We start from the raw sequence: 22,871 nt of genomic DNA on the forward strand, positions 1-22,871 counted from the left end.
CCGGCAATACGCTCAAAAGCGGTCAGCTTCACGCTGGCCGCTTTTTTATGCGCTTATTAATACCGGTAATTGTCCAAGTCAACCAGGAAAGGATAAGATCTGGCCAGCTTGGCCCAAAGCCAGTAGGTCAACAGGCTGATCCCGGTTGTCCAGCCAGCCGTGTACAACAAGCTGAAGCCAATCGCCTTCAAGGTCAGATCCGTCCAGCCAATCAACCGGAAAACCAGCCAGGTATAAAGGCAGGCAACGGTAATCGCCAGAATGTTGCCCAGCAGACGGAAAACGAAGAGTTCGGGAAAGACCCGGGCATACCAGCGGCCAAATGCCGACAGGGCTGGCAGGATAAAGGTATAGATCCCGATGATCCCCCAGAAATAGAGATCAGCAACCACCCCGGCAGCCAGAGCCAGCCAGATTTCTTTTTCATTCCGGTCATCTTCATAAGCGATGATCAAAACGGAAATTGGCAGGATCAAGAGCCCTGCTCGGCCATGCTGGTAGGTCAAGGCCGGCTGCAGGTAAACGGACAAAGTCCCTTCCAAAACCATGGCCAGGTAAAGAGCGATTGCCAAAACCCATTGCTTAAAAATCCGCATTAGCCAGCCACGCTCCTTTTGACGACCGTTACCACGGACGCGTCGCTCAAATTGCCGGCCGGCTTGATCTTGATCAAGTCAGACAGACCAAAGCTGTCCTTGGTGGTTTCCGCCACCGTCCCGATCAAGAGCCCTTTTGGCGAAGTCCCGCCCAGGCCACTGGTGTAGACCTTGGTCCCCTTCTTCAGCTTGCTTGAGCTGGAGGCCTGGGTGAAGGTCAAAGTTCCGCCGGACTGCACGCTAATGATCCCGTGCAGAACCTTGCCCGTGTCAGTCGTGGCTTGCACGGCAAAGCGGTTGGCTGAGCTGTCAGTCGTGGTAATCAGTTCCACCTTGCTCGTAGCCGCGTCGACTTCCAGGATCCGGCCAATCACGCCGCCGCCAGACATAACTGCCATGTCCTTCTTTAAGCCTGAGCTCTTCCCCTTGTCAATGGTCAAGACTTCTGACCAGCTGTCGCTTGAGCGGGAAATTACTGAAGCAGTCGTTGTCGTATAGCCGGTCAAGGTCTTCTTGATTCCAGCCGCTGCCTTCAGCTGCTTGTTTTCCTTTTCCAAGGCAGCGTTTCTGGCTTCTACTTGAGCCAGTTCAGATACTTTCTTCTTTAAATGGCTGTTTTCGTCAGCAGCGTTCTTCAAGTCATTGACACTGTCGATTCCGTCAGTAAACCAGGAAACCGGCACGCTCACGATTCTTGAACCAACAGAGACGATATCATTGCCCAAGCGCTGGATTAAAAGCGGCGCGCTCAAGTTATTTCTCAGCATCACCGTTGAGCCAAGCAGGGCTGCTAAAAGCGCCACGGTTCCAAAAGCCGCCAGCATTTTCCTGTTTTGAAAAAAATTCTTCATAGACACCTATCCAAATATAAAAACCGGCCCGGAGGCCGGTTTTCTTATTTCTTATCTGCTAGTCTTCCGCATTACGTCCAGGTGCTTCAAAGATTCACCGGTACCGATTGCTACACAGTCAAGCGGATCTTGAGCGATGAAGACCGGCACCTTGGTCGCGTCAGAGATGACTTCTGGCAAGTTCTTGAGCAGGGCACCACCACCGGTCAGGACGATACCATGGTCAATTACGTCTGCGGCAATTTCAGGAGAAGTCAATTCCAAAGTTTCCTTGATCGCAACAATGATGTCTTGAACAACGTCTTGAATAGCAGTTGCAACGTCAACGGCACTGATTTCCAATGACTTCGGCAAACCTGACACCAGGTCACGGCCGCGGATGGTCATGGATTCGATTTCCTTGGCTGCTTCCACGGAAGCTGAACCGATTTGGATCTTGATGTCTTCAGCGGTTCTTTCACCGATCAGCAGGTTGTACTTGCCATGAACGAAGTTGGTGATTGCTTGGTTGAACTTGTCACCAGCCTGGCGAATGGAAGTTGAAGAAACGATCCCGCCCAGGGAAATAGTGGCTACGTCAGTCGTACCACCACCGATGTCAACAACCATGGAACCAGTTGGTTCCATAACCGGCAAACCGGCACCGATAGCTGCGGCAAATGGTTCTTCAATCACATAAGCTTCTCTGGCGCCTGCCACCCGGGCAGCGTCAATAACTGCGCGCTTTTCAACTTCAGTGACGCCTGAAGGCACGCAGATCATGACTGAAGGCTTGGAATTGCCGACCGTCTTGCCCATGAAGTACTTAAGCATGGCCGCGGTCGTGTCGTAGTCAGCGATAACCCCGTCCTTCATCGGGCGGATAGCCACGATTGAGCCTGGAGTTCTGCCGATCATTTCCTTGGCTTCTGAACCAACTGCAATAACTTCGCCAGTCTTGGTATTCTTGGCAACGACTGAAGGCTCACGCAAAACGATGCCTTTGCCTTCAACGTAGACCAGGGTGTTGGCGGTACCCAGGTCAATGCCGATATTCTTTGAACCTAATCCAAACACGGATATCTCTCCTTATTTACTCGCTTAATCTTGCTTAATTATAGCATAATGCCCGTGAAAGTCATGGATTGGTACAAATTTTAGCTAATTTTAAAACAATTCCCTCTCCCGCAGGCTCAAGTATTCGCCTCCGCCGATGATGAAATGGTCCAGAAAGGTGATCTTCATGATCTTGCTGGCTTTTTTCAAGCCCTTGGTCAGTTCCAGGTCATTGTCTGACGGAGTCAGCGCCCCGCTGGGATGGTTGTGGGCCACAATAATGCTGGCGCAGCCGTAGACCACCGCCCAGCGGAAAATTTCTCTGGGGTGGACCCAGGACCGGTCCAGGGTGCCTTGGAAAAGCATTTTTTCCCCCAACAGATTCTGCTGCTGGTCAAAATACAGGACCCAGAACTGCTCCTGCTTTTGCCCCAGCAGCTTATTGGCCAGGTAATTGCCAATCTTAGAGCTGCTGGCCCAGTCAGAGCTGCGCCGCATGTCAGTCCGCCGCAAACGATCCATGGCCACCTCGATGGTCAAGGCCAGGTCATTGGAACAATCGGGGCCTGAGGCATAGTCCAAGATGTCCTTGAAGCTGGCAATGTGCTTTTGGTCCAGCAAGTGCAACAGATCATCCAGACTCTGGCAGGGCAGCTGGTCAAAGAGCAGCTTGAGCAGGTCACGGTCACTTTCAACATAATAGTAGTTTTGCGTAGTTTCAGTCATTTGACTTTCCTCCTTATTTTTACGCTCTACTACTAATTACGCCAAAAACTAGGAAATTTTTTTCAAAAAGTCAAAAAAGTCCGGACAAATCATTTGGGCCCGCGCCCGGTCTTCTGCTGTAGCAGGCTTAAGGTCCGGAATCATAACGCAATCAATCCCGGCATTTTCCGCTGCCTCGACCCCCATGCTGGAGTCTTCAAAAATCAAGAGCTGGTCTTTACTAAGGCCGCTGCGCTCCTGGGCAGCCAGATAGAGGTCCGGGAAAGGCTTGGAGCGGAGTTTTTTCTCAGCAACTTCATCATGGGTAACGATAAAGTCAAAGCTGTTCCGGCAGCCGGTCACCCAAAGATTGTGGTCAACCACGCTCTTATAGTTGTTGCTGGCAATCCCGATCGTTAAGCCCAGATCGTTAAAGCGCTCCAGGGCCTCCTTGACTCCGGCCTTCAGCTTCAGCTTGCCCTGGTCGGTCCACTCCCAGACCAGGTCGTCAGTCCGCTTGACAAAAGCTTGACGGACCTCATCGCTTGGAAAGTATTTTTCGTAAAATTCATCCATGGCCTTGACGCTGGCGCCAACCAAGCCCAAGTAAGTATCATCGCTGATGCCCAGCTTGTATTCCCGGGCAGCCTGGATGTTGGCCTTCCAGTAGAGCTCTTCGGAGTTGACCAGGAGTCCATCCATGTCAAAAATAACCCCCTGCTTGTCCGTCTTTAAAGCTTCAACACGCATATTTTTCCTCTTTCATCTTTCATCCTCAGTCCACCTGCAGAAGCTGCAGAACCGCGCTGACCAGGTAAAAAGAACCCGTAACCAAGATCAAGTCTTGGTCGCCAGCTTCCGCCATCACTTGCTTTAAAGCTTGGTTCAAATCACCCTCATAGGCAAAATTTTCCTGGGCCCAGGCCGGAAAGTCAGCCTTTTTAGCAGCCCGCGGGTAGGCCAGGCTGGTCAAGGTTACTTTTTCGTCCTTCAGCAAGGCTAAAAAGTCGCTCAAGTCCTTGTCCTTCATCATGCCGGCTAAAACCAAAAGCCGGCCGCCCTTTTCTTTGGCCAAGCGGCGGGCATATGCCGCAAGCTCGCGGCCAGCCTGGACATTGTGAGCCCCGTCCAGCAAAAAGCTGCATCCCGCCTTTTCCAGGCGCTGGTAGCGGCCAGGAACCGTCGTCTTGGTCAAGGCTTCTTCTGCTGCTTTTTTACTTAAAGCAAGAGGCAATACGGCAAAAGCCGCCAAAGCCATGGCCGCGTCTTTAACTTCAGGCAGGGGCCAAGTCGGCAATTGGTATTTTTGTCCGGCAACTAGCAGCTCATAGCCTGTTTTTTCTTCCTTAACCTGGAAGTCCTGGCCCAGCCAGTAAGCAGGACTGGCAGTTTTGGTGATTTTTTCTTCAACGATTCTCCGCACGCTGGCCGGAATATCGCCGAGAATAACTGGGACAGCTGGCTTGATAATTCCGCTCTTTTCTTTAGCAATGTCCGCCAAGGTCGGCCCGATGATCTGTTCATGGTCAAGGCCAATTGTGGTAATCAAGCTGACCGCGGGCGTTATCACGTTGGTCTTATCATGCTCAGCCCCAATGCCAACTTCAATAACCGCGTAGTCGCATTTTTGCTTGGCAAAAAAGAGAAAGGCCATCGCGACTTCATATTCAAAGGTAACCAGGGCAAAATCCGCCTCTTTTTCGCGCAGGCGGTCTACCGCTGCTTCGACTTCGTTGGCAACGGCCAAGAGGTCATCATCCGCAATTGCCTGCCCGTTCAGCTGGATCCGCTCGTTAAAACTGATGATAAAGGGCGAAACAAAAAGGCCAGTCTGCTGACCGGCCTTTTGGAGCAGATTGCTCAGGTAATATGCAGTTGAGCCCTTGCCGTTGGTTCCCGTAATGTGGCAGCACTTGACCTTGTCCTGGGGATCGCCCAGGGCCTTGAGCACCCGTTTGACATAGGTCAGGTCGCTCTTTTCGTGCAAGCGCGGCAAATGATAGAGGTAAGCGGTAAGTTCATTAACTGTCTTAAATTTCACGTCTTTAACGACTTTCTTTCAATTCCTTGATGCGGTCGCGCACGCCGGCCAGCTGGCTTTCGTATTCAGCCAGCTTGCCCTTTTCCTTTTCAACCACGGCAGCTGGAGCGTGGTCAACAAAGCCCTTGTTGGCCAGCTTCTTGCTTGCCCGGTCGACTTCAGCTTCCAGGCGGGCTTCTTCCTTGCCCATCTTGGCGATTTCTTCATCCAGGTCAACCAGTTCTGAAAGCGGCACGAAGATCTGGGCCCCCGCGATGACAGCCGTCTTGGCTAATTTCGGCGCGTTGATCTTGCCGGAGATTTCCAGCTTCTTCGGGTGCAGGAAGTTTTCCACGTATTCCATGTTGTCCCGCAGGATTGCTTCATTCTTTTCGTCATCAAGCTGGATCAAGATGTCGATAGCGCTGGACATTGGAGCGTTCACTTCCATCCGGATGGTCCGGACCGCCTTGATGATTTCGATCAAGAAGGCCATGTCTTCATCAGCCTTGGCGTTGTCAAATTCATCGTGGGCTTCCGGGTAAGCGGCAGTCATGATGGACTTGCCTTCATGCGGCATGGACAGCCAGAGCTTTTCAGTCACGAATGGCATGATTGGGTGGATGAGGCGCAGAATCTGGTCCAGAATCCAGGTCAAGTTAGCCTGCTTTCTGGCCTTCAGTTCTTCATCGTCGCCGTAAAGGGCAACCTTGGAGATTTCGATGTACCAGTCACAGAAGTCATTCCAGATGAAGTTGTACATTTCCCGGCCGGCTTCCCCGAATTGGAATTCGTCAAAGAGACGGTTGGTTTCCTTGACAGTATGGTTCAAGCGGTCAAAAATCCAGGCGTCAGCCAGGTCAAACTTGCTGGTGTCCGGCTTTTGGGCAGGCTTGGCGTCTTCCGGCAGGTTCATGATCACAAAACGGCTGGCATTCCAGAGCTTGTTGATGAAGTTCCAGGCAGCGTCCATCTTGGTGTAGCTGAAGCGGGTGTCCTGGCCAGGCGCGGTCCCGTTCAAAAGGAACCAGCGCAAAGCGTCGGCGCCGTACTTGTCAATGACGTCCATTGGGTCGATCCCGTTGCCCAGGGACTTGGACATCTTCCGCCCCTGCTCGTCTCTGATCAAGCCATGCAAAACGACATTGTCAAATGGCCGCTCGCCAGTGAAGTGCAGGCTTTGGAAGATCATCCGGGAAACCCAGAAGAAGATAATGTCATAGCCAGTTACCAGGGCGTTGGTTGGGAAGTAGCGCTTGAAGTCAGCAGAGTCTTCATCCGGCCAGCCCAAAGTTGAGAATGGCCAGAGGGCACTGGAGAACCAAGTGTCCAGAACGTCCTGGTCTTGTTCCCAGTTTTCAATATCTTCTGGCGCTTCCTCACCGACGTACATTTCCCCGGTCTGCTTGTTGTACCAAGCAGGAATCCGGTGACCCCACCAGAGCTGACGGGAGATGACCCAGTCGTGGACGTTTTCCATCCACCGCTCTAAAGTGCCTTCAAAGCGGTCTGGCACGAAGTTGACTCTGCCTTCGCCCTTTTGGTTTTCCAAAACCTTGTCAGCCAGCGGCTTCATCTTGACGAACCATTGAGTGGACAGGCGAGGTTCAACTTGCACGCCGGAACGTTCAGAGTGACCAACTGAGTGGACGATTGGTTCAACCTTGATCAGGTAGCCTTCAGCCTTAAGGTCTTCAACCAGCTGCTTGCGGCAGTCGAAACGGTCCATGCCGGCGTACTTGCCCGCCTTGTCGTTCATGGTCCCATCATCGTTCATCACGTTGATCCGTGGCAGGTCATGCCGGTTGCCGACTTCAAAGTCGTTCGGGTCGTGGGCCGGGGTAATCTTCACCAGACCAGTCCCGAATTCCGGGTCGACGTGCTGGTCTTCAATGATCGGGATCTCCCTGCCAACCAGCGGCAAAATCAGCTTCTTGCCAACCAAGTCCTTGTAGCGTTCATCCCCTGGGGCAACAGCCACGGCCGTGTCACCAAACATGGTTTCCGGCCGGGTAGTAGCAATTTCCACGCTGCCAGAACCGTCAGCCAGCGGGTAGTTGATGTGGTAGAAGGCCCCTTGGTCGTCCTGGTGGACAACTTCGATGTCAGACAAGGCAGTCCGCAGCTTCGGGTCCCAGTTGATGATGTATTCACCCCGGTAGATCAAGCCTTCATTGTAGAGCTGAACAAAGACCCGGCGGACAGCCTTGGATAAGCCCTTGTCCAGGGTAAAGCGTTCCCGGCTGTAGTCCAGGGACAGACCCAGCTTTTGCCACTGGCTCTTGATGATGTTGGCGTATTCGTCCTTCCATTCCCAGACCTTCTCCACGAACTTTTCCCGGCCCAGGTCATAGCGGCTGACCCCTTGTTCTCTGAGGCGGGCTTCAACCTTGGCCTGGGTGGCGATGCCGGCGTGGTCCATGCCAGGCAGGTAAAGGGTGTCATAGCCCTGCATCCGCTTGTAGCGGATCAAGGTGTCTTGAATCGCCGTGTCCCAGGCGTGGCCCAGGTGCAGCTTGCCAGTAACGTTTGGCGGCGGGATAACGATTGAGTAAGGCTTGGCCTTCTTGTCGCCGGACGGCTTGAACAGGTCCTCGTCCAGCCATTCTTGATAGCGGCCAGCTTCAACCTCTTGCGGGTTGTATTTTGGTGCTAATTCTGTCATAAATTTCCTCCAATAAAAAAGTCCTAGACAAGTAAATGTCTAGGACGATATATAACCGCGGTACCACCTAAATTGAGCATAATGCTCCGCTTAAACGCGGTAACGGCGCGGATACCGGACCGGCTTACTCCTGCTTCAGCCGGCCAGCGAATCAAGCTACCAGGCGCCTTCCGGTCTCTCAGCTTAAATGACCTTTCTCTGTCATGAAGCGCCACCTCTTGATCTTGGCTTTGTCACAAAGTATAGCATAATTTTTTCAGCCATTAAAGGGAAACTTGCTCTAAGGCCGCCAGCTCTTCTTTCGTCAAAGGCCGGTAGGAGCCAGCCGCCAAATCAGCCGGCAAAGTCAAGGGACCCATGCTGAGCCTTTTGAGCTTTAAAACCTTCATCCCCTGGGAGGCAAACATCCGCTTGACCTGGTGATATTTGCCTTCCGTAATGGTGATCTCGATTTCTGACTGCTCTTGTTCTCTGTCTTGCCTCAAGATCTTCAGCTTGCCCGGCTTTAGCTTTGTTCCGTCTTTTAAAGTGAGGCCTGCCGCAATTGCCTTGGCCGTTTCTTCATCAGCCACTCCGGCCAAAAGCGCGTAGTAGGTCTTGGCCACATGGTATTCCGGAGCCAGGAGCTGGTGGGCCAATTGCCCGTCATTGGTTAAAAGCAAGAGACCAGTTGTGTCCTTGTCCAAACGGCCAACTGGGGCAATTTTTTGATAGCGGTCCTGGTCTTTTAATAGGTCCAGGACGGTCTTTTGCCGGGAGTCTTCCGTTGCTGACAAGACGCCAGCTGGCTTATTGAGCAAAAAATAGTGGTACTGCTGGTAGACAATGGCCTGGCCCTTGACCAGGACTTCAGCATCTTCTTTCACCTTCTGCTTGGCTGACCGGCAGACCTTCCCGTTGACCGTCACCTGGCCAGCTTTAATGATCTCATGAACCTGGGACCTTGATCCCACCTTCATGTTGGCCAAAAATTTGTCCAGGCGCAGCATTAAAGCAGGTCCGCGTCTTCTTCAGCCAGGTCGTCCAGGAAGCTTTGGCCTGGGTAGATCGGAGTGACCTTGACTCCGGCCAAGGCCCGCTCAATCAAGCCGTCAACGTCCAGGCGGCTTTCGTATTCCCGGGCCTTTTCGATCTTCGGCTTGGTCTTTGGCCGCGGCGGGGCAAAAATGGTGCAGCAGTCTTCAAATGGCTGGATGGACAGGTCAAAAGTCCCGATTTCTTCAGCCTTGGCGATAATTTCGGTCTTGTCCATGGTGGCAACTGGCCGCAATACAGGAGTGGTCGTCACGTCATTGATGGCTGCCATGGATTCCAAGGTCTGGGAAGCAACTTGGCCAACTGATTCCCCGTTGAAGATGGCCAAAGCATGACGCTTCTCTCTGATGATGTCAGCCAGGCGCAGCATGAAGCGGCGCTGAACGGTCATCAAGTAGCCCTCTGGCAGCTTTTCCTTGATCGTTTCCTGGATTTCAGCAAAAGGCACTTCGATAAAATTGATCCGGCCGCTGTACTTGGCCAAAATGCTGGTCAATTCCTTGGCCTTGGCCAGGGCCTTTTCAGAAGTGTATGGCGGTGAGAAGAAGTGGACCATTTCAATGTTCACGCCCCGCTTCATGGCCAGGTAGGAAGCTACCGGGGAGTCGATCCCGCCGGACAGCATCATCACTGCCTTGCCGGCCGTGCCAACCGGCATCCCGCCTGCCCCATGCAAGAGCTGGTTGGAGATGTAGGCCCCGTCCTGGCGGATTTCCAAAAGCAGGACCATGTCCGGGTGCTTCATTTCCGCCTGCAGGCCTTCCATGTGGTTGTAAAGGTAGTCGGCCACCATTTGGTTCAGCTGATTGGTGTCGTAGATAAACTTGTGGTCGCTTCTTCTGGTGTTGACCTTGAAGGTCATGCCTGGCTTGTAAGTTGCCTGCATCAGTTCCAGGGCAGTTTTTTCAATGGCTTCCAGGCTCTTTTCAGTCTTGATGACTGGTGAGTAGGTCTGGATCCCGAAAACGACCTTCAAGCGGTCATTTACTGGTTCAAAAGGCGTCCCGTTCAAAAGGATGTGCATCCGGTCGTGGTGGGTCTGGATCTTCAAGTCCGGGAAGTCGCGGAGCACCTTTTGGACATTGCTGGCCAGGCGGTTGATAAAGTCCTTCCGGTTCTTGCCCTTAGTGGACAGTTCGCCGTAGCGAATCATGATTTCTGTGTATTGCAAATTTTATTCTCCTAAGTGGTTGATCTTGGCAAAGTGCTGGTAAATCTTGTCAAAAGCCGCGATGAATTCGTCTGCTTCTTCTAAAGTATTGCTTTCATCAAAGCTGAGGCGGACGGCGCTGGTCGCGATTTCATCTGGCGTCTTCATCGCCACCAAAGTGCTGGCTTCGTCCGCCTTTTTTGAGGCGCAGGCGGAAGTGGTGGAAATAAAGATGTCTTGGTCTTCCAAAGTGTGGACCAAAGTCTCGCCCCGGATCCCTTCCAAGGCAAAGCAAAGGATGTGGGGAGCGAAGTCAGCCTGCAAAGGAGAGAAGATGTGGATGCCCGGCTTATCTGCCAGGTACTTGCTGATCTTCTCCTTAATGGCGTATTCTCTGTCAGCCTTTTCCTTTTCATCTGTCAAAAGCAGGCGGGTGGCCTTGGCCATGGCCGCGATGGCCGCCAGGTTTTCCGTCCCGCTTCTCAAGCCCTTTTCCTGGCCGCCGCCTTCACACAAAGGCATCAGCATCCGGCTGCGCTTTTTGTACAAAATGCCGATGCCGCGCGGACCATGGAATTTGTGGGAAGAGAAGCTCATCATGTCGACCCGGGAGGTGAAGACCTGGTCCCAGATCCCCTTGCCCAGGGCCTGGACATTGTCGACGTGGAAGTGAACGTTCGGGTAGTCTTCCAGGATTTCAGAAATTTCCTTGATCGGCTGGATGGTCCCGATTTCGTTGTTGACGCCCATGATAGAAACCAAAGTCGTGTCCTTGTCCAGGGCGGCCTTTAAGTCTTCTGGATTGACCCGGCCTTCCTTGTCAACTGGCAGGCGGGTAACCCGGAAGCCCAGGTTTTCCAGTTCGGTGAAGGTATTGGCCACTGAGGCATGCTCAACGGATGAGGTGATGATGTGCTTGCCGAATTCCCGCTTGGCCCAGGCCGTCCCCTTGATGGCCGTGTTGTTGGATTCCGTCCCGCCGGAAGTAAAGTAGATTTCATCGGTATTTACTCCCAGCAAATCCGCGATCTGCTTACGGGAAGCTTCCAGCAGGCCGTGGGCCCGGTCGCCTAACTTGTGCAGGCTGGAAGGGTTGCCCCAGATTTTGGTCACGACCTGGCTGTAGGTCTCTAATGCTTCAGGTGCCATTTTCGTCGTGGCACTGTTGTCAAAATAAATCACTCTTCTTGCTCCTTGAAAAAAGCGGCCATTTTAATGACCGCTTAGTTTTAAATGATATTTTATTTTAGTCCAAAAGCCGCTTGACTTCAATCAATCAGCTCTTTTTGTTCTTGATAGTAGGAATTTTCAATCCGCTGGTAGCTGCCTGGTTCAACCCGCTCCACCGCCGTAGCGATCGTGTCCAGGGCATCCTTGTAGTTGTAGTCCCGGTCATACAGCTTCATAGCGTTTCTGCGGGCCCGGACTACGCCTTCATTGTCCAGGAACTTGTTGGAGTACTGCATGGTCAGCTCAAAAAGATTGGCTGAGCTGATAATGTCTTCTGCTTCTCTTTGCAGGCGGTCAACGTCATCTGAGATCTGCACCAGTTCTTCAGAAATCTTTTCCATGTTGATCCGGACCTGGTTGAGTTCCCCGCTGGTCTTGCTGATTTCATTGATGACCAGGGTGTACATTTGCAAAAAGCCTTCCGGAATCCCCGGCAGATTCTGCCGGCTGAGGTGGCGGTAGACCAGGGAGACCTGCTGCTTGAATTCCTTGATTGACCGCTGGGCAACTTCTTCAGCCTCGTAAAGGCCGTCAACCGCTTCAGAGAGCTCTTGCTGGCGCTTGCCGATTTCCTGTAGGCGGCCAAGAATTCTGATCCAGTCGTCCTGGACTTCAGAGTAAACCGCCCGGCCATCAGCGATCCGCTGGCTGGCCCGGATGTAGTCAGAATCCATCTTATGGACTTCTCTTTCCAGCTCCCGGCTTTCGTCCAGTTCCCCGTGGGTCAGCTCATAGCTTTCGTCGATGTGGCGCAATTTCTTGATCAGCTGCTGGCTGACGGTCTGCTGGTGGGTCAAGAGCCGCTGCAGCTTGTCCTGGTTCTTTTCAACAAAAGGCCGGGCCTTGTATTCCTTCTCCAGGATCCCGTAAAGGGTCTTGATCTCCTTTTCGACCTTCTTCATCCCCTTGCTGGTTTCTTCCAAATCCAGCTGGGCCAAAGAAGCCAGGGACCGGTCAATCTGGTCGTTGCTCTGCTTGATTTCCAGCAAGACGTCCAGGCTGCCGAAACCGTACTTGGCATCCCGCATCTGCTTGTAGCCAGCCGCGATTTCGTCCAGCTGTTCGGCAAAAACGGTCTGCAGGTTGTGCTGGTCTTCCTTAACTTCAGGCAGCTTGGTCTTCAAGGCCGTCAGATCGTCGCGTATTTTCGCCAAAACCCGCTTGGCTTCAACATGGTCGCCTTGAGCCGACAGATTCTTGGCCTGGGCAAAGTCTTCTTCCATGGCGGACAAGTGGTTTTCTATCTCTTCTAACGCCACGCTGTAGTCAAAAGAATCAGCCAGGATTTCCTTGCGGATTTCCCGGTAGCTCTGCATCAATTCGTCATATTGGGCCTTGTTTTCCCGGTTCGACTCCAAAAGTTGGGTAAAGACATCCGATGAATTCTTGACGTCTTCAGAGATGGAGTCGACTAATTCTCTGGCCTGCTTGATGCTTTGGTGGGATTTGACCAGGCGGTAGCGGGCATTTTCGTCTGCCCCGTCTTCAATCAAGCGCTGGATTTCAGGAAAAAGTTCCGCTGCCTTCTGGTAGCTCTTCTTCCAGGTATTGAGGGTGGCCAGGCTTTCCCCGGCCAGTTCCATCTGGTCCAGTTTGCCGATAGCGCGCTCTAAGTGCAAGTCTTCCATATTGCCCAGTTCATTGTCGAGCTCTTCGATCTCGCGCAATTGCCGGCGGTTGATCAAAAGCATGGCCATGACCAGGACGATGATCGTGATAATTAAAGTGATGAGTAGTAGAGATTGTGTTGATGACATATCTTTCTCCTCCGAACTAAAGTTAATTATACCAAACTAGCCTCTGAAATATTTCGACTTTGTCAGACTTTCTGCGTTTTTTTCTTGCTTTCCGGGCCCAAAGCCCTTATAATGGTCAACGTGTAAAATATTTGCAGCCATAAGCGACAAGAACGTCAACATCCCGGGACGTTTAGTGAACGAGTAACCCACGCTGCACGGGCGAAAATGTAAACTCGGGATGCACGAATGTTGAGCTTATATTGTGATTATTTTACTCCAACAATTTTTATTATTTTTATTGGAGGAATTTTAATATGTCAAGATACACTGGTCCAAGTTGGAAGCGGTCAAGAAGATTGGGTATTTCTTTGTCAGGCACTGGCAAGGAACTTGCTCGTCGTTCATACGCTCCAGGTCAACACGGTCCTAACCAACGCGGCCGTCTTTCAGAATACGGCATGCAATTGCACGAAAAGCAAAAGCTGCGCTGGATGTTCGGCTTGAACGAACGTCAATTCCGTACTTTGTTTGCCCGCGCTGGTAAGATCCGTGAAGGCCAACACGGTACCAACTTCATGATCTTGCTTGAACGTCGTTTGGACAACGTTGTTTACCGTCTCGGCTTGGCTACTACCCGTGAACAAGCCCGTCAATTGGTAAACCACGGCCACATCACTGTTGATGGCAAGCGCGTTGACATTCCTTCATACGAAGTTAAGGTTGGTCAAACCATTAGCTTGAAGGAAAAGTCAAAGAACCTGCAACAAGTTAAGGACGCTTTGGAAGCTGTTGCTTCACGTCCATCATTTGTTTCATTTGACGAAGACAAGATGGAAGGTCAATTGGTTCGTTTCCCAGAACGTGACGAAATGGAACCAGAAATTGACGAAGCCCTGGTTGTTGAATACTACAACAAGTTGCTGTAATATCAATTCGGCTTCAAAGTCTTTCCCAGTTTTGGGAAAGGCTTTTTTCTTGCCCAAAAAGTTCAGTTATAATATGCTTTAGACCCAGAAAAAGACAGTATTAATTTTTAGAAAGGACGAAGCCATGACTGAAGATTTAGCCAAAAGAGTCGAAAATGCTGCTAGCGGCATTACTCCGCAGACCAGACCTGACGAGCGGCGGCGCTTCTTGGGCTCTTTGAGGGAGCGGGTTTTCGTGCGCATGACCATCAAAGACTGTGAAGACGCCAAGTTAACCAAACTTTTCTTGGATCACTTTGCTGACTACAAGGGCTACACCATTTTAATCAACGCCAACACCCCCAACCCGGCCTTTGTCAGCCAGATTGAAAGCCGGGCCAGCAAGGAGCAGGTTCCCTTCCGTCTGGTCAATGACGAAAGTGCCAGAAAAGGCGATGACGATTCTGCCGTTCTGGTCGTCAGCAAGGAAGCCATCAACCGGATGCGGATCGAATTGACTCAGGTCTACGCCCCGCCCCTGCCGGCGGAAGAATTGCCGGTGCCAAAGAAAAAGGGCTTTTTGGCCAAATTCTTTGGGGGCGATAAATGAAGCCCTTAGCCTACCGGATGCGGCCTCAGTCCATCGACCAGGTCGTCGGCCAGCAGCACCTGGTCGGCCCTAAAAAGATCATCCGCCGCATGGTTGAAGCCAAGCAGCTCTCTTCCATGATTCTGTATGGACCGCCGGGCATTGGCAAAACCAGCATCGCCAGCGCGATCGCCGGCAGCAGCAAGTATGCCTTCCGCCAGCTCAACGCGGCTACCGACGGGCAAAAAGAGCTCTCCCAGGTCGCCGCTGAAGGCAAGATGAGCGGGACGGTCGTCCTTTTGCTGGATGAAATCCACCGGCTCAACAAGGTCAAGCAGGACTTCCTTTTGCCGCTGCTGGAATCCGGCCAGGTGATCATGATCGGGGCCACCACGGAAAATCCCTACCTGGCCATCTCCCCGGCCATCCGGTCCCGCTGCCAGATTTTTGAACTGAAGCCTTTGACTGAAGACGAGATTTTGACAGCTGTCAACCGGGCCTTAACCGATGAAGAAAGAGGCCTGGGCAAGTACCATGCCAAGCTGACGGATGAAGCGGGGAAATTTTTGGCCCAGAAAGGCAACGGGGACCTGCGGGCCACTTTAAACAGCCTGGAACTGGCGGTTTTGTCGACCAAGCAGGAACTGGAAGCTGAAGGCAAAGACGCCTCCTCTTTCACGGTTACCTTGGACGACATGGCCGATTCCCTGCAGCTGAAAATCCAGAACTTTGATGCCGACGGGGACGGCCACTATGACCTCTTGTCCGCCTTTCAAAAGTCCATCCGGGGCTCTGACACTGATGCGGGCCTGCACTACCTGGGCCGGCTTCTCGAATCCGGTGACCTGGTTTCAATCTGCCGCCGGCTCAGCGTAATTGCCTATGAAGATATCGGCCTGGCCAATCCGCCGGCCTGTGAGCGGGCTATTTTAGCCGTACAGACCGCCCAGCAGCTGGGCCTGCCAGAAGCCCGGATCCCCCTGGCCAACGCCGTCATCGAGCTCTGCTTGTCTCCTAAGAGCAATTCTGCTATGACAGCTATCGACGCGGCTTTAGCCGATATCCGCCAGACTAATGTCGGCCAGATTCCCGACCAGTTGAAAGACGCCCACTATCAAGGTGCCGGCAAGCTGGGCCACGGAACTGGCTATCTTTACCCCCATGACTACCCGGGCGACTGGGTGGCCCAGGCCTATCTGCCTGACCGCCTGCAGGGCAAGCAGTACTTTGCCCCTAAGGGCGAGAGCAAGTTTGAAGCAGCTTTTAAGAGCCAGTACCAGCGCCTGCATGACCTGCAAAAAGAGGGTCTTAAGAGAAAGTGAAAGCGCTACGATTTTACTTGACAAAGGCTGCCGGGTTCTATATTATAATAAGTGATCTGAGTTGATCGTCAGAAAGCTTATTTGTAAATTAGTTGACCGATCAAACTTAAGGACGTGGTGGCCTGTCAGTAACTACTGAATCGGAATGCTGCTTACGCAGAATCCATATTCACTGCGCGATGGGCCGGATTTTGTGATTTTTTTACGGGATCAACAAGCGCCATTTATGCTTTGGTCAACTCGGATTTTCTTAGACAATAACAGCGGTCCTTCGGGCCGCTTTTTTGTTTATTCCTGCCCCTAGATTACTCAGTGTGTTTTCAGCCCTTTTGAAAACTAGAAAGTTCATTCGATGCTCTACATCCGTATTTTCATGATTATTTTTATCGCCTGCATGCTGCTGACCGCCTGGTACCTCTGGCACCGGAGAAACGGCGCCTTCCTGGTCTTTGACGTTTCCAGCTCCCCGGAGCTTCACAGTTTGATGACCATCTGCGCCTGGACGCTTCTCGCGATCAGCGTTTTGGGGATCATTTTGCTCTTCTTTGGCAACAAGTATCTCAACTTGATCACCCTCTTTTTGGGCTCAGCGACGATTTTTATCTTCGCCCTCCTTCTTTCGCAAAACAATCAGTAAATTTATTAAAATGCTTTCATTTTTTTGGTAAAATAGAGACAGGAAGAGGTGGCAAAAATGACTAAACAATACCAATACAAACATATCCAAGTAGCTGTTGACGGTTCCAAGGAAGCTGACCTGGCTTTCAAGAAGGCCGTTACGGTTGCCAAGCACATGAACGCCAGCCTGGAAATTCTCCACGTTATCGACACGCGGTCCTTCCAGAACGTTTCCAGCTTTGACTCAGCCATGGTTGAGCAGGTTTCCAACGACGCCAAGAAGAAGATGGAAAAGTACTACCAGTCTGCCTTAGACAGCGGCGTCAAGGAAGTCCACTACTCTATCGAATTCGGCTCACCAAAGGCCATCATCAGCCGGGAATTCCCGAAGAAGCACGACATCGACTTGATCGTTGTCGGCGCGACCGGTTTGAACGCCGTTGAGCGTTTGCTCATCGGCAGCGTGACTGAATACGTCACCAGAACTGCTGACTGCGACATCCTGGTCGTTCGGCACAACAAGGCTGCTTTGGACTAAGTCCAGCATAATTTTTTAACCGCTAAACCGCTTGGTTTGGCGTTTTTTTCTGCTTTCATTCCGCTCTGCCTTACTTTTTTAAAAAAACTCTTGCTAAGTGAGTGAACACTCACTATAATTCTTTCTTGTAGGTGAGTGATTACTCACTTACTGAGAGAAAAAGATAAAAGGTAAGCAAAGAAAAGGAGCACATTATGACCGAAGAAGAAAAGCTGATTCTGCTGGATCACGTCAACAAAAACTTTGGTGAACACAGAATTTTAGATGAGATCTGCTTAAGCCTGCATCCCGGCGAAATCGTTGGTTTAATCGGTCCGTCCGGCGCGGGCAAGTCAACCATGATCAAGGTTATGCTGGGCATGGAAAAAGTTTCAGCCGGCAAGGCCCTCATCTTGGACAAAAAGATGCCGAACCGGCATATCCTGGGTGAGCTGGGCTACATGGCCCAAGCCGATGCCCTGTATGACAATTTGACTGCCCGGGAAAACCTGCACTTTTTCGCGGTCATGAAAAACATCCCCAAAAGTGAAATCATTTATCAAATCGATCATGCCGCTGAAGTCGTCGATTTAACGCAGAGCCTGGATGAGCGAGTCAAAAACTTTTCCGGAGGAATGAAGCGTCGGCTTTCCCTGGCAATCGCCCTGCTTGGAAAACCAAGGCTCTTGATTCTTGACGAGCCCACGGTTGGCATTGACCCAGCTTTGAGGCGGCAGATTTGGCAGGAGCTGAGACACTTGCGCGACAAGGGCCGCGGCATTCTGGTCACCACCCACGTCATGGATGAAGCAGAACTGACTGACCGTGTTGCCCTGCTCTTACACGGGCAGATCATTGCTTTTGACTCACCAAAGCAACTGGAGGCCGACTACCAGGTCTCCACAATCGAGGGTGTATTTTTACAAGCTGAACAACAAGAGGAAAACGAAATATGAGAACTTTGACAATCACCAAAAAAGTCTTAACTGAACTGAGCCGAGACAAACGCACCCTGCTTTTGATGTTCGTCGGCCCTTTGATTATCCTCTGGCTGATGAACACCATGTTTTCCGCCAATAGTGACGTTAAAGTGACTCTAGCCACGGTCAATGTCAAACAGGAAGTCGTCAGCGATCTAGATAATCTTTCAGGCGTTTCCGTCAAAAAATATTCCAGCAGCTCCAAGGCAAAGCGGGCTCTCAAGAAGCGGCAGGTTGACGGCGTTATTATCAGAAAAGGCAACCGCTACACAGTTACCCACGCCAACATCGACTCCAGCAAGACAGCCCTAACCAAGTCAGCGCTCAAAGCCGCCCTGGTTAAAAGCCAGACCAAAAACACGGCCAAACAGGCAGGCAAACTCAAGCAAAGCTTGATAACTCAGCAAAAAGTGATCAGCAAGCTAAGTCAGTCGCTGGCCAAGCTCAGCGGAAAAAATGCTGCTATTCAGACCAGCATTCAAGCCAGCGGTCAGATCAAGGCAAGCAGCCAGAAGGTAAAAATTGTCAACCATTACCGTTATGGTGACAAGGACACTGGCTACTTCGCCAAGATCGCGCCAATTTTGATGGCCTTCTTCATTTTCTTCTTTGTTTTCTTGATTTCTGGCATGGCCCTCTTGGGCGAACGGACAACTGGTACGCTTGACCGCCTGCTAGCCACTCCTGTCAAGCGCAGCGACATCGTCTTTGGCTACATGCTGGGCTACGGGATCCTGGGCCTTTTGCAGGCGATCGTCATCAGCGTTGCTGGCATTTATATCTTAAAAATTGAAGTTGTTGGCAGCCTGGCTGATCTCACGCTTGTCTGCGTACTGACCGCCTTCGTCGCCCTAGCTTTTGGCCTGCTTTTATCCACCTTTGCCGAATCTGAATTTCAAATGATGCAGTTTTTGCCTTTGGTAATCGTGCCGCAGGTCTTCTTCTCCGGAATCATTCCTCTTTCCTCCATGGCCAGCTGGGTACAAGTTATTGGTAAAATTCTGCCTTTGACCTACGCTGGCGACGCGATGACTGGTATCATTATGGAAGGAGCAAGTCTTGCCCAGCTAGCAGGCGACCTGTGGGCCCTGGTCCTCTTCCTAGTCATCTTGACCGCGGTCAACATTCTGGGCTTGAAACGTTATCGAAAGGTGTAATTTAGATGAGCGATGCAACGATTCTGGAAGACTATCAAGGATTATTACAGAGCAAAAAGCTGCCCCAGGGGCAAAAGAAGGCCCTCTTTGCGGCCATCGAGCTCTTTTCCAAGCAGGGCTTTGACGGCACCTCTACCGCCCAAATTGCCAAACGGGCAGGGATCAGCCAGGCCACGATCTTCAAGTACTATAAAACCAAGTCCGACCTGCTGAATGCGGTCATCAGCCCGGTGGCCCACGAGCTTTTTCCTAAGATTCAAGAAGACTTCATCCAGGAGATCAAGCAGAATTCAGCCAAAAGCCGGCAGGAGCTGGTTCACTTCATCGTTTTCAACCGTTTCGCTTTCATCAAGAAAAACCGGCAGGTTATCAAGATCATGCTGCAAGAAGCCTTGACCAATCCTGCTTTTATCAATGAAACTTTGGAAGAGACCAAACAGCGACTTACTGAAAATCCCCAGCTGGCAAAAAGCGTAAAAGGCATTCTTTTAGAAAAGCATCCAGAATATAATTCCCTTGATCTGATTCGCCTTTTAACAGCGCCAATTGCCGGATACTTTGTCCAGCGCTTCATCGTCCTTCCTGATAAAGCAGCTGACGAAGACCGCGATTTGAACATGATCGTAAAGCAGATCTTAGCCACCTTGGAATAAAAAATAGCCTCAAACTGGAATTAACCAGATTGAGGCTATTTTTTCGTTCTCAGTTAAAAGTCGCCAGCCGTGCTGAACATGTAGTCCTTGTTGTGCCACTTCATCGAGAGGATCAAGCCGATCCCGATCATGTTCCCGATCAAGGCAGACCCACCCTGTGAAACAAACGGCAGAGGCACCCCGGTAAGGGGCAGTAAATCAATGCTCATGCCGATATTTTCAAAGACGTGGAACAAAATCATCATGATAATCCCTGTGGACACATATGAATAGAAGGCGTTCTTGGTCGAGAAAGTGATCTTGACCATCTGCACGATCAAGACGAAGTAAATCCCGATCAAGGCCACGCCGCCGACAAAGCCGAAGCTTTCCCCAACCACGGAGAAGATCATGTCTGAGTTCCGGACTGGCACGTAGACTTTAATATTGTTAAAGCCATTGCCAAAAATCTGCCCAGACCCGATGGCCTTCATGCTCTGCCAGAGCTGGTAGGCGCTGTTTGAGTTGTCACCAGAGGGGTCACTCCAGGACTTGATTCTTTCCAACTGGTAGGTCTTGAAGTAATGGCGCAAAATCGTCTGCCCTTCACTGGTAAAGACCAGGAGGATGACGCCGACGCCAACGACTACCATCAGGATAAAGACAGGAATGATGATTTTCCAGGAGATCCCTGAAACCAGAAGGATCCCCGCGGTAATCGCTACAAAGACCAGGGTGGTCCCGAAGTCAGGCTGCAGCATAAGGAGCATGGCTACTGGCAAAAACCAGGCCATGACCTTGCCGATCAAGAGCCAGTCATTTCTGAGGTTGTGGGAGTAACGCTCATTGTGCTCTCTGACTACTCTGGCCAGCTGCAGGATAAAGGCCGGCTTCATGACTTCCGAAGGCTGGAAGCTGACGGGCCCAACGACAAACCAACTCTTGGCCCCGCTGCTGGCGGCCGTTGTCCGGTCATACAGGAAAAGGACCGCGATCAGCAGGATGATCCCCAGCCCATACAGGTAGGGGGCCAGCTTGAAGATCTGCTCGGCGTCAAAGCGGACGATGAAGGCTACCATCAGCCAGGAAACCGTGTACCAGACAATCTGCATGGCCACGGTTCTGGTTGGCGTCCCATAGGTCGAGTCGTTAACCGACGCGTTGTAAATTGAATAAAAACTGACGAATGACAGCAAAACCACGGGAATCACGACTCCCCAGGCAATGCGGTCATACCATTTGCTTTCTTCTTGAACTTTTGCCATTAACTATCACTTTATTCGTTAAAATTATTTTTCGTGCAAGGTGAAGTAGGCCAGCAGGTCGTTGATGCCGGCATCAAGGCTCTTGGCAAACATCACGTTCTTGGACTTGCTGCTGGTTACCCTGAACTTGCCGTCAACCTGCTCGATCAAGCCGATCTGGCGCTTCTTCGGAATGACTACTTCCCAAGTCGGTACCCGGCGGCCAGACAGTTCGTTGACCTCGATCCCGATGTTTTCTTGATTTCTTGACATATTCCCTCCTCGTTAGTGACTGTGGAATTTTCTGGCAATAATTTCGTCTTCATATTCTTCTGGGTGGGGGTTGCGCAATAGGGTAAACTTGTCCGGCACCGGATCCACCCCGCCACGGTTAAATGGATTGCAGCGCAGGATCCTCGCCAGACCCATCAGCAGTCCCAAAAGCGGACCATGCTTTTCCAAAGCGGTGATCATATAGCTGGAGCAGGTCGGGTAGAAACGGCAACTGTCCGGCAAAATCGGTGAAATTGCCCGCTGGTAAAAGCGGACTAGAAGAATCATTATTTGACGCATTATTAGTGACGTTCGTGCTTTTCAATATGCTGCAGCAGGATGCCAGTGCCCAGGGCAACTGATTCAAGCGGTGAATCAGCGATCAAAACCGGAACCTGCAGACTGTCGGCAATCAGCTTGTTGATGTTCTTCAGCAGGGCGCCACCACCAGTAATCATGATCCCCCGGTCAATGATGTCGGCAGACAATTCTGGCGGCGTTTCCTGCAGAACCTGCTTGGTAGCATCAATGATGCTTTGCAGGCCATCTTGCAGGGCTTCCGTTACTTCAGAGCTGCTTACCTTGATTTGCTTTGGCAAACCGTCAATGGTATCCCGGCCGCGGACATTCATGCTTGCGTCCGGGTCTGGGTCAGTAGCGGCACCAATTTCGATCTTGATGGCTTCAGCCGTCCGCATCCCGATCAAGAGCTGATGGTTTGCCTTGATGTAGTTGACGATCGCCTGGTTCATCCGGTCACCAGCATAGCGCAGGGACTTGGAAGTCACGATTTCACCCATGGACAGGATGGCGATGTCAGTCGTCCCCCCACCGATGTCGATAACCATGTTCCCTTGCGGCTTGAAAATGTCCAGGCCGGCCCCAACAGCTGCTACCTTAGGCTCGTAGTCCAGGTAGACCTTGCCGCCGCCAGACTTTTCCGCGGCTTGGATGATTGCCTTTTGCTCGATTGAAGTTACTCCAGTCGGGGTGCAGACCAGAATGTTCGGCTTGCTCATGAAGCCCTTTACGTTCAGCTTCTCAATAAAGTAGCTCAGCATGGCTTCAGTAATGTCAAAATCAGCAATTACCCCGTCCTTTAAAGGCCGGATAACGCGGATGTTGCCAGGAGTACGGCCAACCATTTCATAAGCTTCAGTGCCGACAGCGACCACCTTGTTGGTGTTCGTATCCACGGCAACCACGGATGGCTCGTCGATCACAATGCCCTTGCCGGAAACGTTGATCAAAACGTTCGCGGTCCCCAAATCAATACCAATATCTTTTGACACGTCTATTTCCTCCATAACATATTAATTTTAATTGTACCATAAAAGCCCTCTGTATAGCGGATTCCGCCTAGCTTTAACCGATTCTTTAAAAGAGATTAGAGAGCTGCAATGAAGTATCTATCAAGGCGATCAAAAATTGGCCGACTGTATAGCCCAGGGCAATCGCCGTGAAAATTAAGAAGACCTGGGCCTCAAAGACCCGGTTAGACCGAATGATTTTCTCGATTCTGACGGCTTTGATCGCCTGAAAGGCTAAGGCAATGCAAACAAAGTAGATCACCAAGCTGATGATTGCGTGAATTCCAAGTTGTCTCAT

At 51.4% G+C, this 22,871-nt stretch carries 24 protein-coding genes; 8 read left to right on the forward strand and 16 right to left on the reverse strand.

Annotated features, from left to right (window positions below):
- Positions 1-56: 56 nt before the first annotated feature.
- The 11 genes from mreD to ezrA all read right to left on the reverse strand — a co-directional run bounded on the left by mreD (position 57) and on the right by ezrA (position 13,044).
- Positions 57-596 carry a rod shape-determining protein MreD gene (gene mreD / locus ACYVUV_RS07285; RefSeq protein ID WP_439774666.1) on the reverse strand — a complete coding sequence of 180 codons (540 nt, stop codon included), beginning with the start codon at positions 594-596 and terminating at the stop codon, positions 57-59.
- Positions 596-1,447: a rod shape-determining protein MreC gene (mreC, locus tag ACYVUV_RS07290; protein WP_439774667.1), complete on the reverse strand. Its 852-nt coding sequence runs from the start codon at positions 1,445-1,447 to the stop codon at positions 596-598. The genes mreD and mreC overlap by 1 nt, the downstream gene beginning before the upstream one ends.
- Positions 1,448-1,498: 51 nt before the next feature.
- Positions 1,499-2,503 carry a rod shape-determining protein gene (locus ACYVUV_RS07295; RefSeq protein ID WP_004560533.1) on the reverse strand — a complete coding sequence of 335 codons (1,005 nt, stop codon included), beginning with the start codon at positions 2,501-2,503 and terminating at the stop codon, positions 1,499-1,501.
- A gap of 90 nt (positions 2,504-2,593) precedes the next feature.
- The gene (locus ACYVUV_RS07300; protein ID WP_439774668.1) at positions 2,594-3,208 is read right to left on the reverse strand and encodes a JAB domain-containing protein; all 615 of its coding nucleotides are present in this window, start codon (positions 3,206-3,208) and stop codon (positions 2,594-2,596) included.
- A 48-nt stretch (positions 3,209-3,256) separates the two neighbouring features.
- A complete protein-coding gene (locus ACYVUV_RS07305; RefSeq protein ID WP_439774669.1) occupies positions 3,257-3,937 on the reverse strand; it encodes an HAD family hydrolase in 681 nt (226 codons plus the stop codon).
- A gap of 25 nt (positions 3,938-3,962) precedes the next feature.
- Positions 3,963-5,228: a bifunctional folylpolyglutamate synthase/dihydrofolate synthase gene (locus ACYVUV_RS07310; protein ID WP_439774670.1), complete on the reverse strand. Its 1,266-nt coding sequence runs from the start codon at positions 5,226-5,228 to the stop codon at positions 3,963-3,965.
- A gap of 4 nt (positions 5,229-5,232) precedes the next feature.
- Positions 5,233-7,872, reverse strand: a complete 2,640-nt coding sequence (locus ACYVUV_RS07315) for a valine--tRNA ligase (protein WP_439774671.1) — start codon at positions 7,870-7,872, stop codon at positions 5,233-5,235.
- 263 nt (positions 7,873-8,135) lie between these two features.
- On the reverse strand, positions 8,136-8,861 hold the full coding sequence (locus ACYVUV_RS07320) for a pseudouridine synthase (protein ID WP_439774672.1): 726 nt from the start codon (positions 8,859-8,861) through the stop codon (positions 8,136-8,138).
- The gene (gene thiI / locus ACYVUV_RS07325) at positions 8,861-10,078 is read right to left on the reverse strand and encodes a tRNA uracil 4-sulfurtransferase ThiI (protein ID WP_439774673.1); all 1,218 of its coding nucleotides are present in this window, start codon (positions 10,076-10,078) and stop codon (positions 8,861-8,863) included. Before thiI ends, ACYVUV_RS07320 begins: the two co-directional genes overlap by 1 nt.
- Positions 10,079-10,081: 3 nt before the next feature.
- The gene (locus tag ACYVUV_RS07330; protein ID WP_439774674.1) at positions 10,082-11,239 is read right to left on the reverse strand and encodes a cysteine desulfurase family protein; all 1,158 of its coding nucleotides are present in this window, start codon (positions 11,237-11,239) and stop codon (positions 10,082-10,084) included.
- An 86-nt stretch (positions 11,240-11,325) separates the two neighbouring features.
- On the reverse strand, positions 11,326-13,044 hold the full coding sequence (gene ezrA / locus ACYVUV_RS07335) for a septation ring formation regulator EzrA (RefSeq protein WP_439774675.1): 1,719 nt from the start codon (positions 13,042-13,044) through the stop codon (positions 11,326-11,328).
- Positions 13,045-13,340: 296 nt separating this feature from the next.
- Here ezrA and rpsD point away from each other — a divergent pair, with 296 nt between their 5' ends.
- From rpsD to ACYVUV_RS07375, 8 genes are all read left to right on the forward strand, one after another.
- The gene (rpsD, locus tag ACYVUV_RS07340) at positions 13,341-13,952 is read left to right on the forward strand and encodes a 30S ribosomal protein S4 (RefSeq protein WP_201331551.1); all 612 of its coding nucleotides are present in this window, start codon (positions 13,341-13,343) and stop codon (positions 13,950-13,952) included.
- Positions 13,953-14,076: 124 nt separating this feature from the next.
- Positions 14,077-14,541, forward strand: a complete 465-nt coding sequence (locus ACYVUV_RS07345; RefSeq protein WP_439774676.1) for a YueI family protein — start codon at positions 14,077-14,079, stop codon at positions 14,539-14,541.
- Positions 14,538-15,842 carry a replication-associated recombination protein A gene (locus tag ACYVUV_RS07350; RefSeq protein WP_439774677.1) on the forward strand — a complete coding sequence of 435 codons (1,305 nt, stop codon included), beginning with the start codon at positions 14,538-14,540 and terminating at the stop codon, positions 15,840-15,842. Before ACYVUV_RS07345 ends, ACYVUV_RS07350 begins: the two co-directional genes overlap by 4 nt.
- Positions 15,843-16,194: 352 nt before the next feature.
- Positions 16,195-16,479 carry a hypothetical protein gene (locus ACYVUV_RS07355; protein WP_439774678.1) on the forward strand — a complete coding sequence of 95 codons (285 nt, stop codon included), beginning with the start codon at positions 16,195-16,197 and terminating at the stop codon, positions 16,477-16,479.
- Between the two features lie 57 nt (positions 16,480-16,536).
- Complete coding sequence (locus ACYVUV_RS07360; RefSeq protein ID WP_439774679.1) at positions 16,537-16,998, forward strand: universal stress protein; 462 nt, start codon at positions 16,537-16,539, stop codon at positions 16,996-16,998.
- A 194-nt stretch (positions 16,999-17,192) separates the two neighbouring features.
- Positions 17,193-17,933 (forward strand): ABC transporter ATP-binding protein, encoded by a 741-nt coding sequence (locus tag ACYVUV_RS07365; protein ID WP_439775403.1) that lies wholly within the window; start codon positions 17,193-17,195, stop codon positions 17,931-17,933.
- The gene (locus tag ACYVUV_RS07370; protein WP_439775402.1) at positions 17,930-19,114 is read left to right on the forward strand and encodes an ABC transporter permease; all 1,185 of its coding nucleotides are present in this window, start codon (positions 17,930-17,932) and stop codon (positions 19,112-19,114) included. Before ACYVUV_RS07365 ends, ACYVUV_RS07370 begins: the two co-directional genes overlap by 4 nt.
- Before the next feature lie 5 nt (positions 19,115-19,119).
- Positions 19,120-19,767: a TetR/AcrR family transcriptional regulator gene (locus ACYVUV_RS07375; protein ID WP_484499232.1), complete on the forward strand. Its 648-nt coding sequence runs from the start codon at positions 19,120-19,122 to the stop codon at positions 19,765-19,767.
- 53 nt (positions 19,768-19,820) lie between these two features.
- Here the strand turns inward: ACYVUV_RS07375 and ACYVUV_RS07380 are convergent, their stop codons facing one another.
- From ACYVUV_RS07380 to ACYVUV_RS07400, 5 genes are all read right to left on the reverse strand, one after another.
- Positions 19,821-21,011, reverse strand: coding sequence for an FtsW/RodA/SpoVE family cell cycle protein (locus tag ACYVUV_RS07380; RefSeq protein WP_439775770.1), 1,191 nt, complete (start codon positions 21,009-21,011; stop codon positions 19,821-19,823).
- A gap of 24 nt (positions 21,012-21,035) precedes the next feature.
- Positions 21,036-21,263, reverse strand: coding sequence for a DUF2969 domain-containing protein (locus ACYVUV_RS07385; protein WP_002880076.1), 228 nt, complete (start codon positions 21,261-21,263; stop codon positions 21,036-21,038).
- 12 nt (positions 21,264-21,275) lie between these two features.
- On the reverse strand, positions 21,276-21,563 hold the full coding sequence (yidD, locus tag ACYVUV_RS07390) for a membrane protein insertion efficiency factor YidD (protein WP_003617406.1): 288 nt from the start codon (positions 21,561-21,563) through the stop codon (positions 21,276-21,278).
- A 2-nt stretch (positions 21,564-21,565) separates the two neighbouring features.
- Positions 21,566-22,555 carry a rod shape-determining protein gene (mreB, locus tag ACYVUV_RS07395; RefSeq protein ID WP_439775771.1) on the reverse strand — a complete coding sequence of 330 codons (990 nt, stop codon included), beginning with the start codon at positions 22,553-22,555 and terminating at the stop codon, positions 21,566-21,568.
- 85 nt (positions 22,556-22,640) lie between these two features.
- The gene (locus ACYVUV_RS07400) at positions 22,641-22,871 is read right to left on the reverse strand and encodes a DUF1146 family protein (protein WP_439775772.1); all 231 of its coding nucleotides are present in this window, start codon (positions 22,869-22,871) and stop codon (positions 22,641-22,643) included.

The sequence above is a fragment of the Lactobacillus sp. WILCCON 0149 genome, assembly GCF_057197965.1.

What these genes read in the sequence shown, in the direction of transcription:
- ACYVUV_RS07305 (WP_439774669.1), bottom strand. Translation starts at nt 3,937, where the DNA reads ATGCGTGTTGAAGCTTTAAAGACGGACAAGCAGGGGGTTATTTTTGAC.
- ACYVUV_RS07380 (WP_439775770.1), bottom strand. Translation starts at nt 21,011, where the DNA reads ATGGCAAAAGTTCAAGAAGAAAGCAAATGGTATGACCGCATTGCCTGG.
- ACYVUV_RS07360 (WP_439774679.1), top strand. Translation starts at nt 16,537, where the DNA reads ATGACTAAACAATACCAATACAAACATATCCAAGTAGCTGTTGACGGT.
- ACYVUV_RS07385 (WP_002880076.1), bottom strand. Translation starts at nt 21,263, where the DNA reads ATGTCAAGAAATCAAGAAAACATCGGGATCGAGGTCAACGAACTGTCT.
- ACYVUV_RS07350 (WP_439774677.1), top strand. Translation starts at nt 14,538, where the DNA reads ATGAAGCCCTTAGCCTACCGGATGCGGCCTCAGTCCATCGACCAGGTC.
- ACYVUV_RS07375 (WP_484499232.1), top strand. Translation starts at nt 19,120, where the DNA reads ATGAGCGATGCAACGATTCTGGAAGACTATCAAGGATTATTACAGAGC.
- mreC (WP_439774667.1), bottom strand. Translation starts at nt 1,447, where the DNA reads ATGAAGAATTTTTTTCAAAACAGGAAAATGCTGGCGGCTTTTGGAACC.
- ACYVUV_RS07400 (WP_439775772.1), bottom strand. Translation starts at nt 22,871, where the DNA reads ATGAGACAACTTGGAATTCACGCAATCATCAGCTTGGTGATCTACTTT.
- ezrA (WP_439774675.1), bottom strand. Translation starts at nt 13,044, where the DNA reads ATGTCATCAACACAATCTCTACTACTCATCACTTTAATTATCACGATC.
- mreD (WP_439774666.1), bottom strand. Translation starts at nt 596, where the DNA reads ATGCGGATTTTTAAGCAATGGGTTTTGGCAATCGCTCTTTACCTGGCC.
- ACYVUV_RS07300 (WP_439774668.1), bottom strand. Translation starts at nt 3,208, where the DNA reads ATGACTGAAACTACGCAAAACTACTATTATGTTGAAAGTGACCGTGAC.
- ACYVUV_RS07355 (WP_439774678.1), top strand. Translation starts at nt 16,195, where the DNA reads ATGCTCTACATCCGTATTTTCATGATTATTTTTATCGCCTGCATGCTG.
- ACYVUV_RS07315 (WP_439774671.1), bottom strand. Translation starts at nt 7,872, where the DNA reads ATGACAGAATTAGCACCAAAATACAACCCGCAAGAGGTTGAAGCTGGC.
- ACYVUV_RS07320 (WP_439774672.1), bottom strand. Translation starts at nt 8,861, where the DNA reads ATGCTGCGCCTGGACAAATTTTTGGCCAACATGAAGGTGGGATCAAGG.
- ACYVUV_RS07345 (WP_439774676.1), top strand. Translation starts at nt 14,077, where the DNA reads ATGACTGAAGATTTAGCCAAAAGAGTCGAAAATGCTGCTAGCGGCATT.
- rpsD (WP_201331551.1), top strand. Translation starts at nt 13,341, where the DNA reads ATGTCAAGATACACTGGTCCAAGTTGGAAGCGGTCAAGAAGATTGGGT.
- ACYVUV_RS07370 (WP_439775402.1), top strand. Translation starts at nt 17,930, where the DNA reads ATGAGAACTTTGACAATCACCAAAAAAGTCTTAACTGAACTGAGCCGA.
- ACYVUV_RS07365 (WP_439775403.1), top strand. Translation starts at nt 17,193, where the DNA reads ATGACCGAAGAAGAAAAGCTGATTCTGCTGGATCACGTCAACAAAAAC.
- yidD (WP_003617406.1), bottom strand. Translation starts at nt 21,563, where the DNA reads ATGCGTCAAATAATGATTCTTCTAGTCCGCTTTTACCAGCGGGCAATT.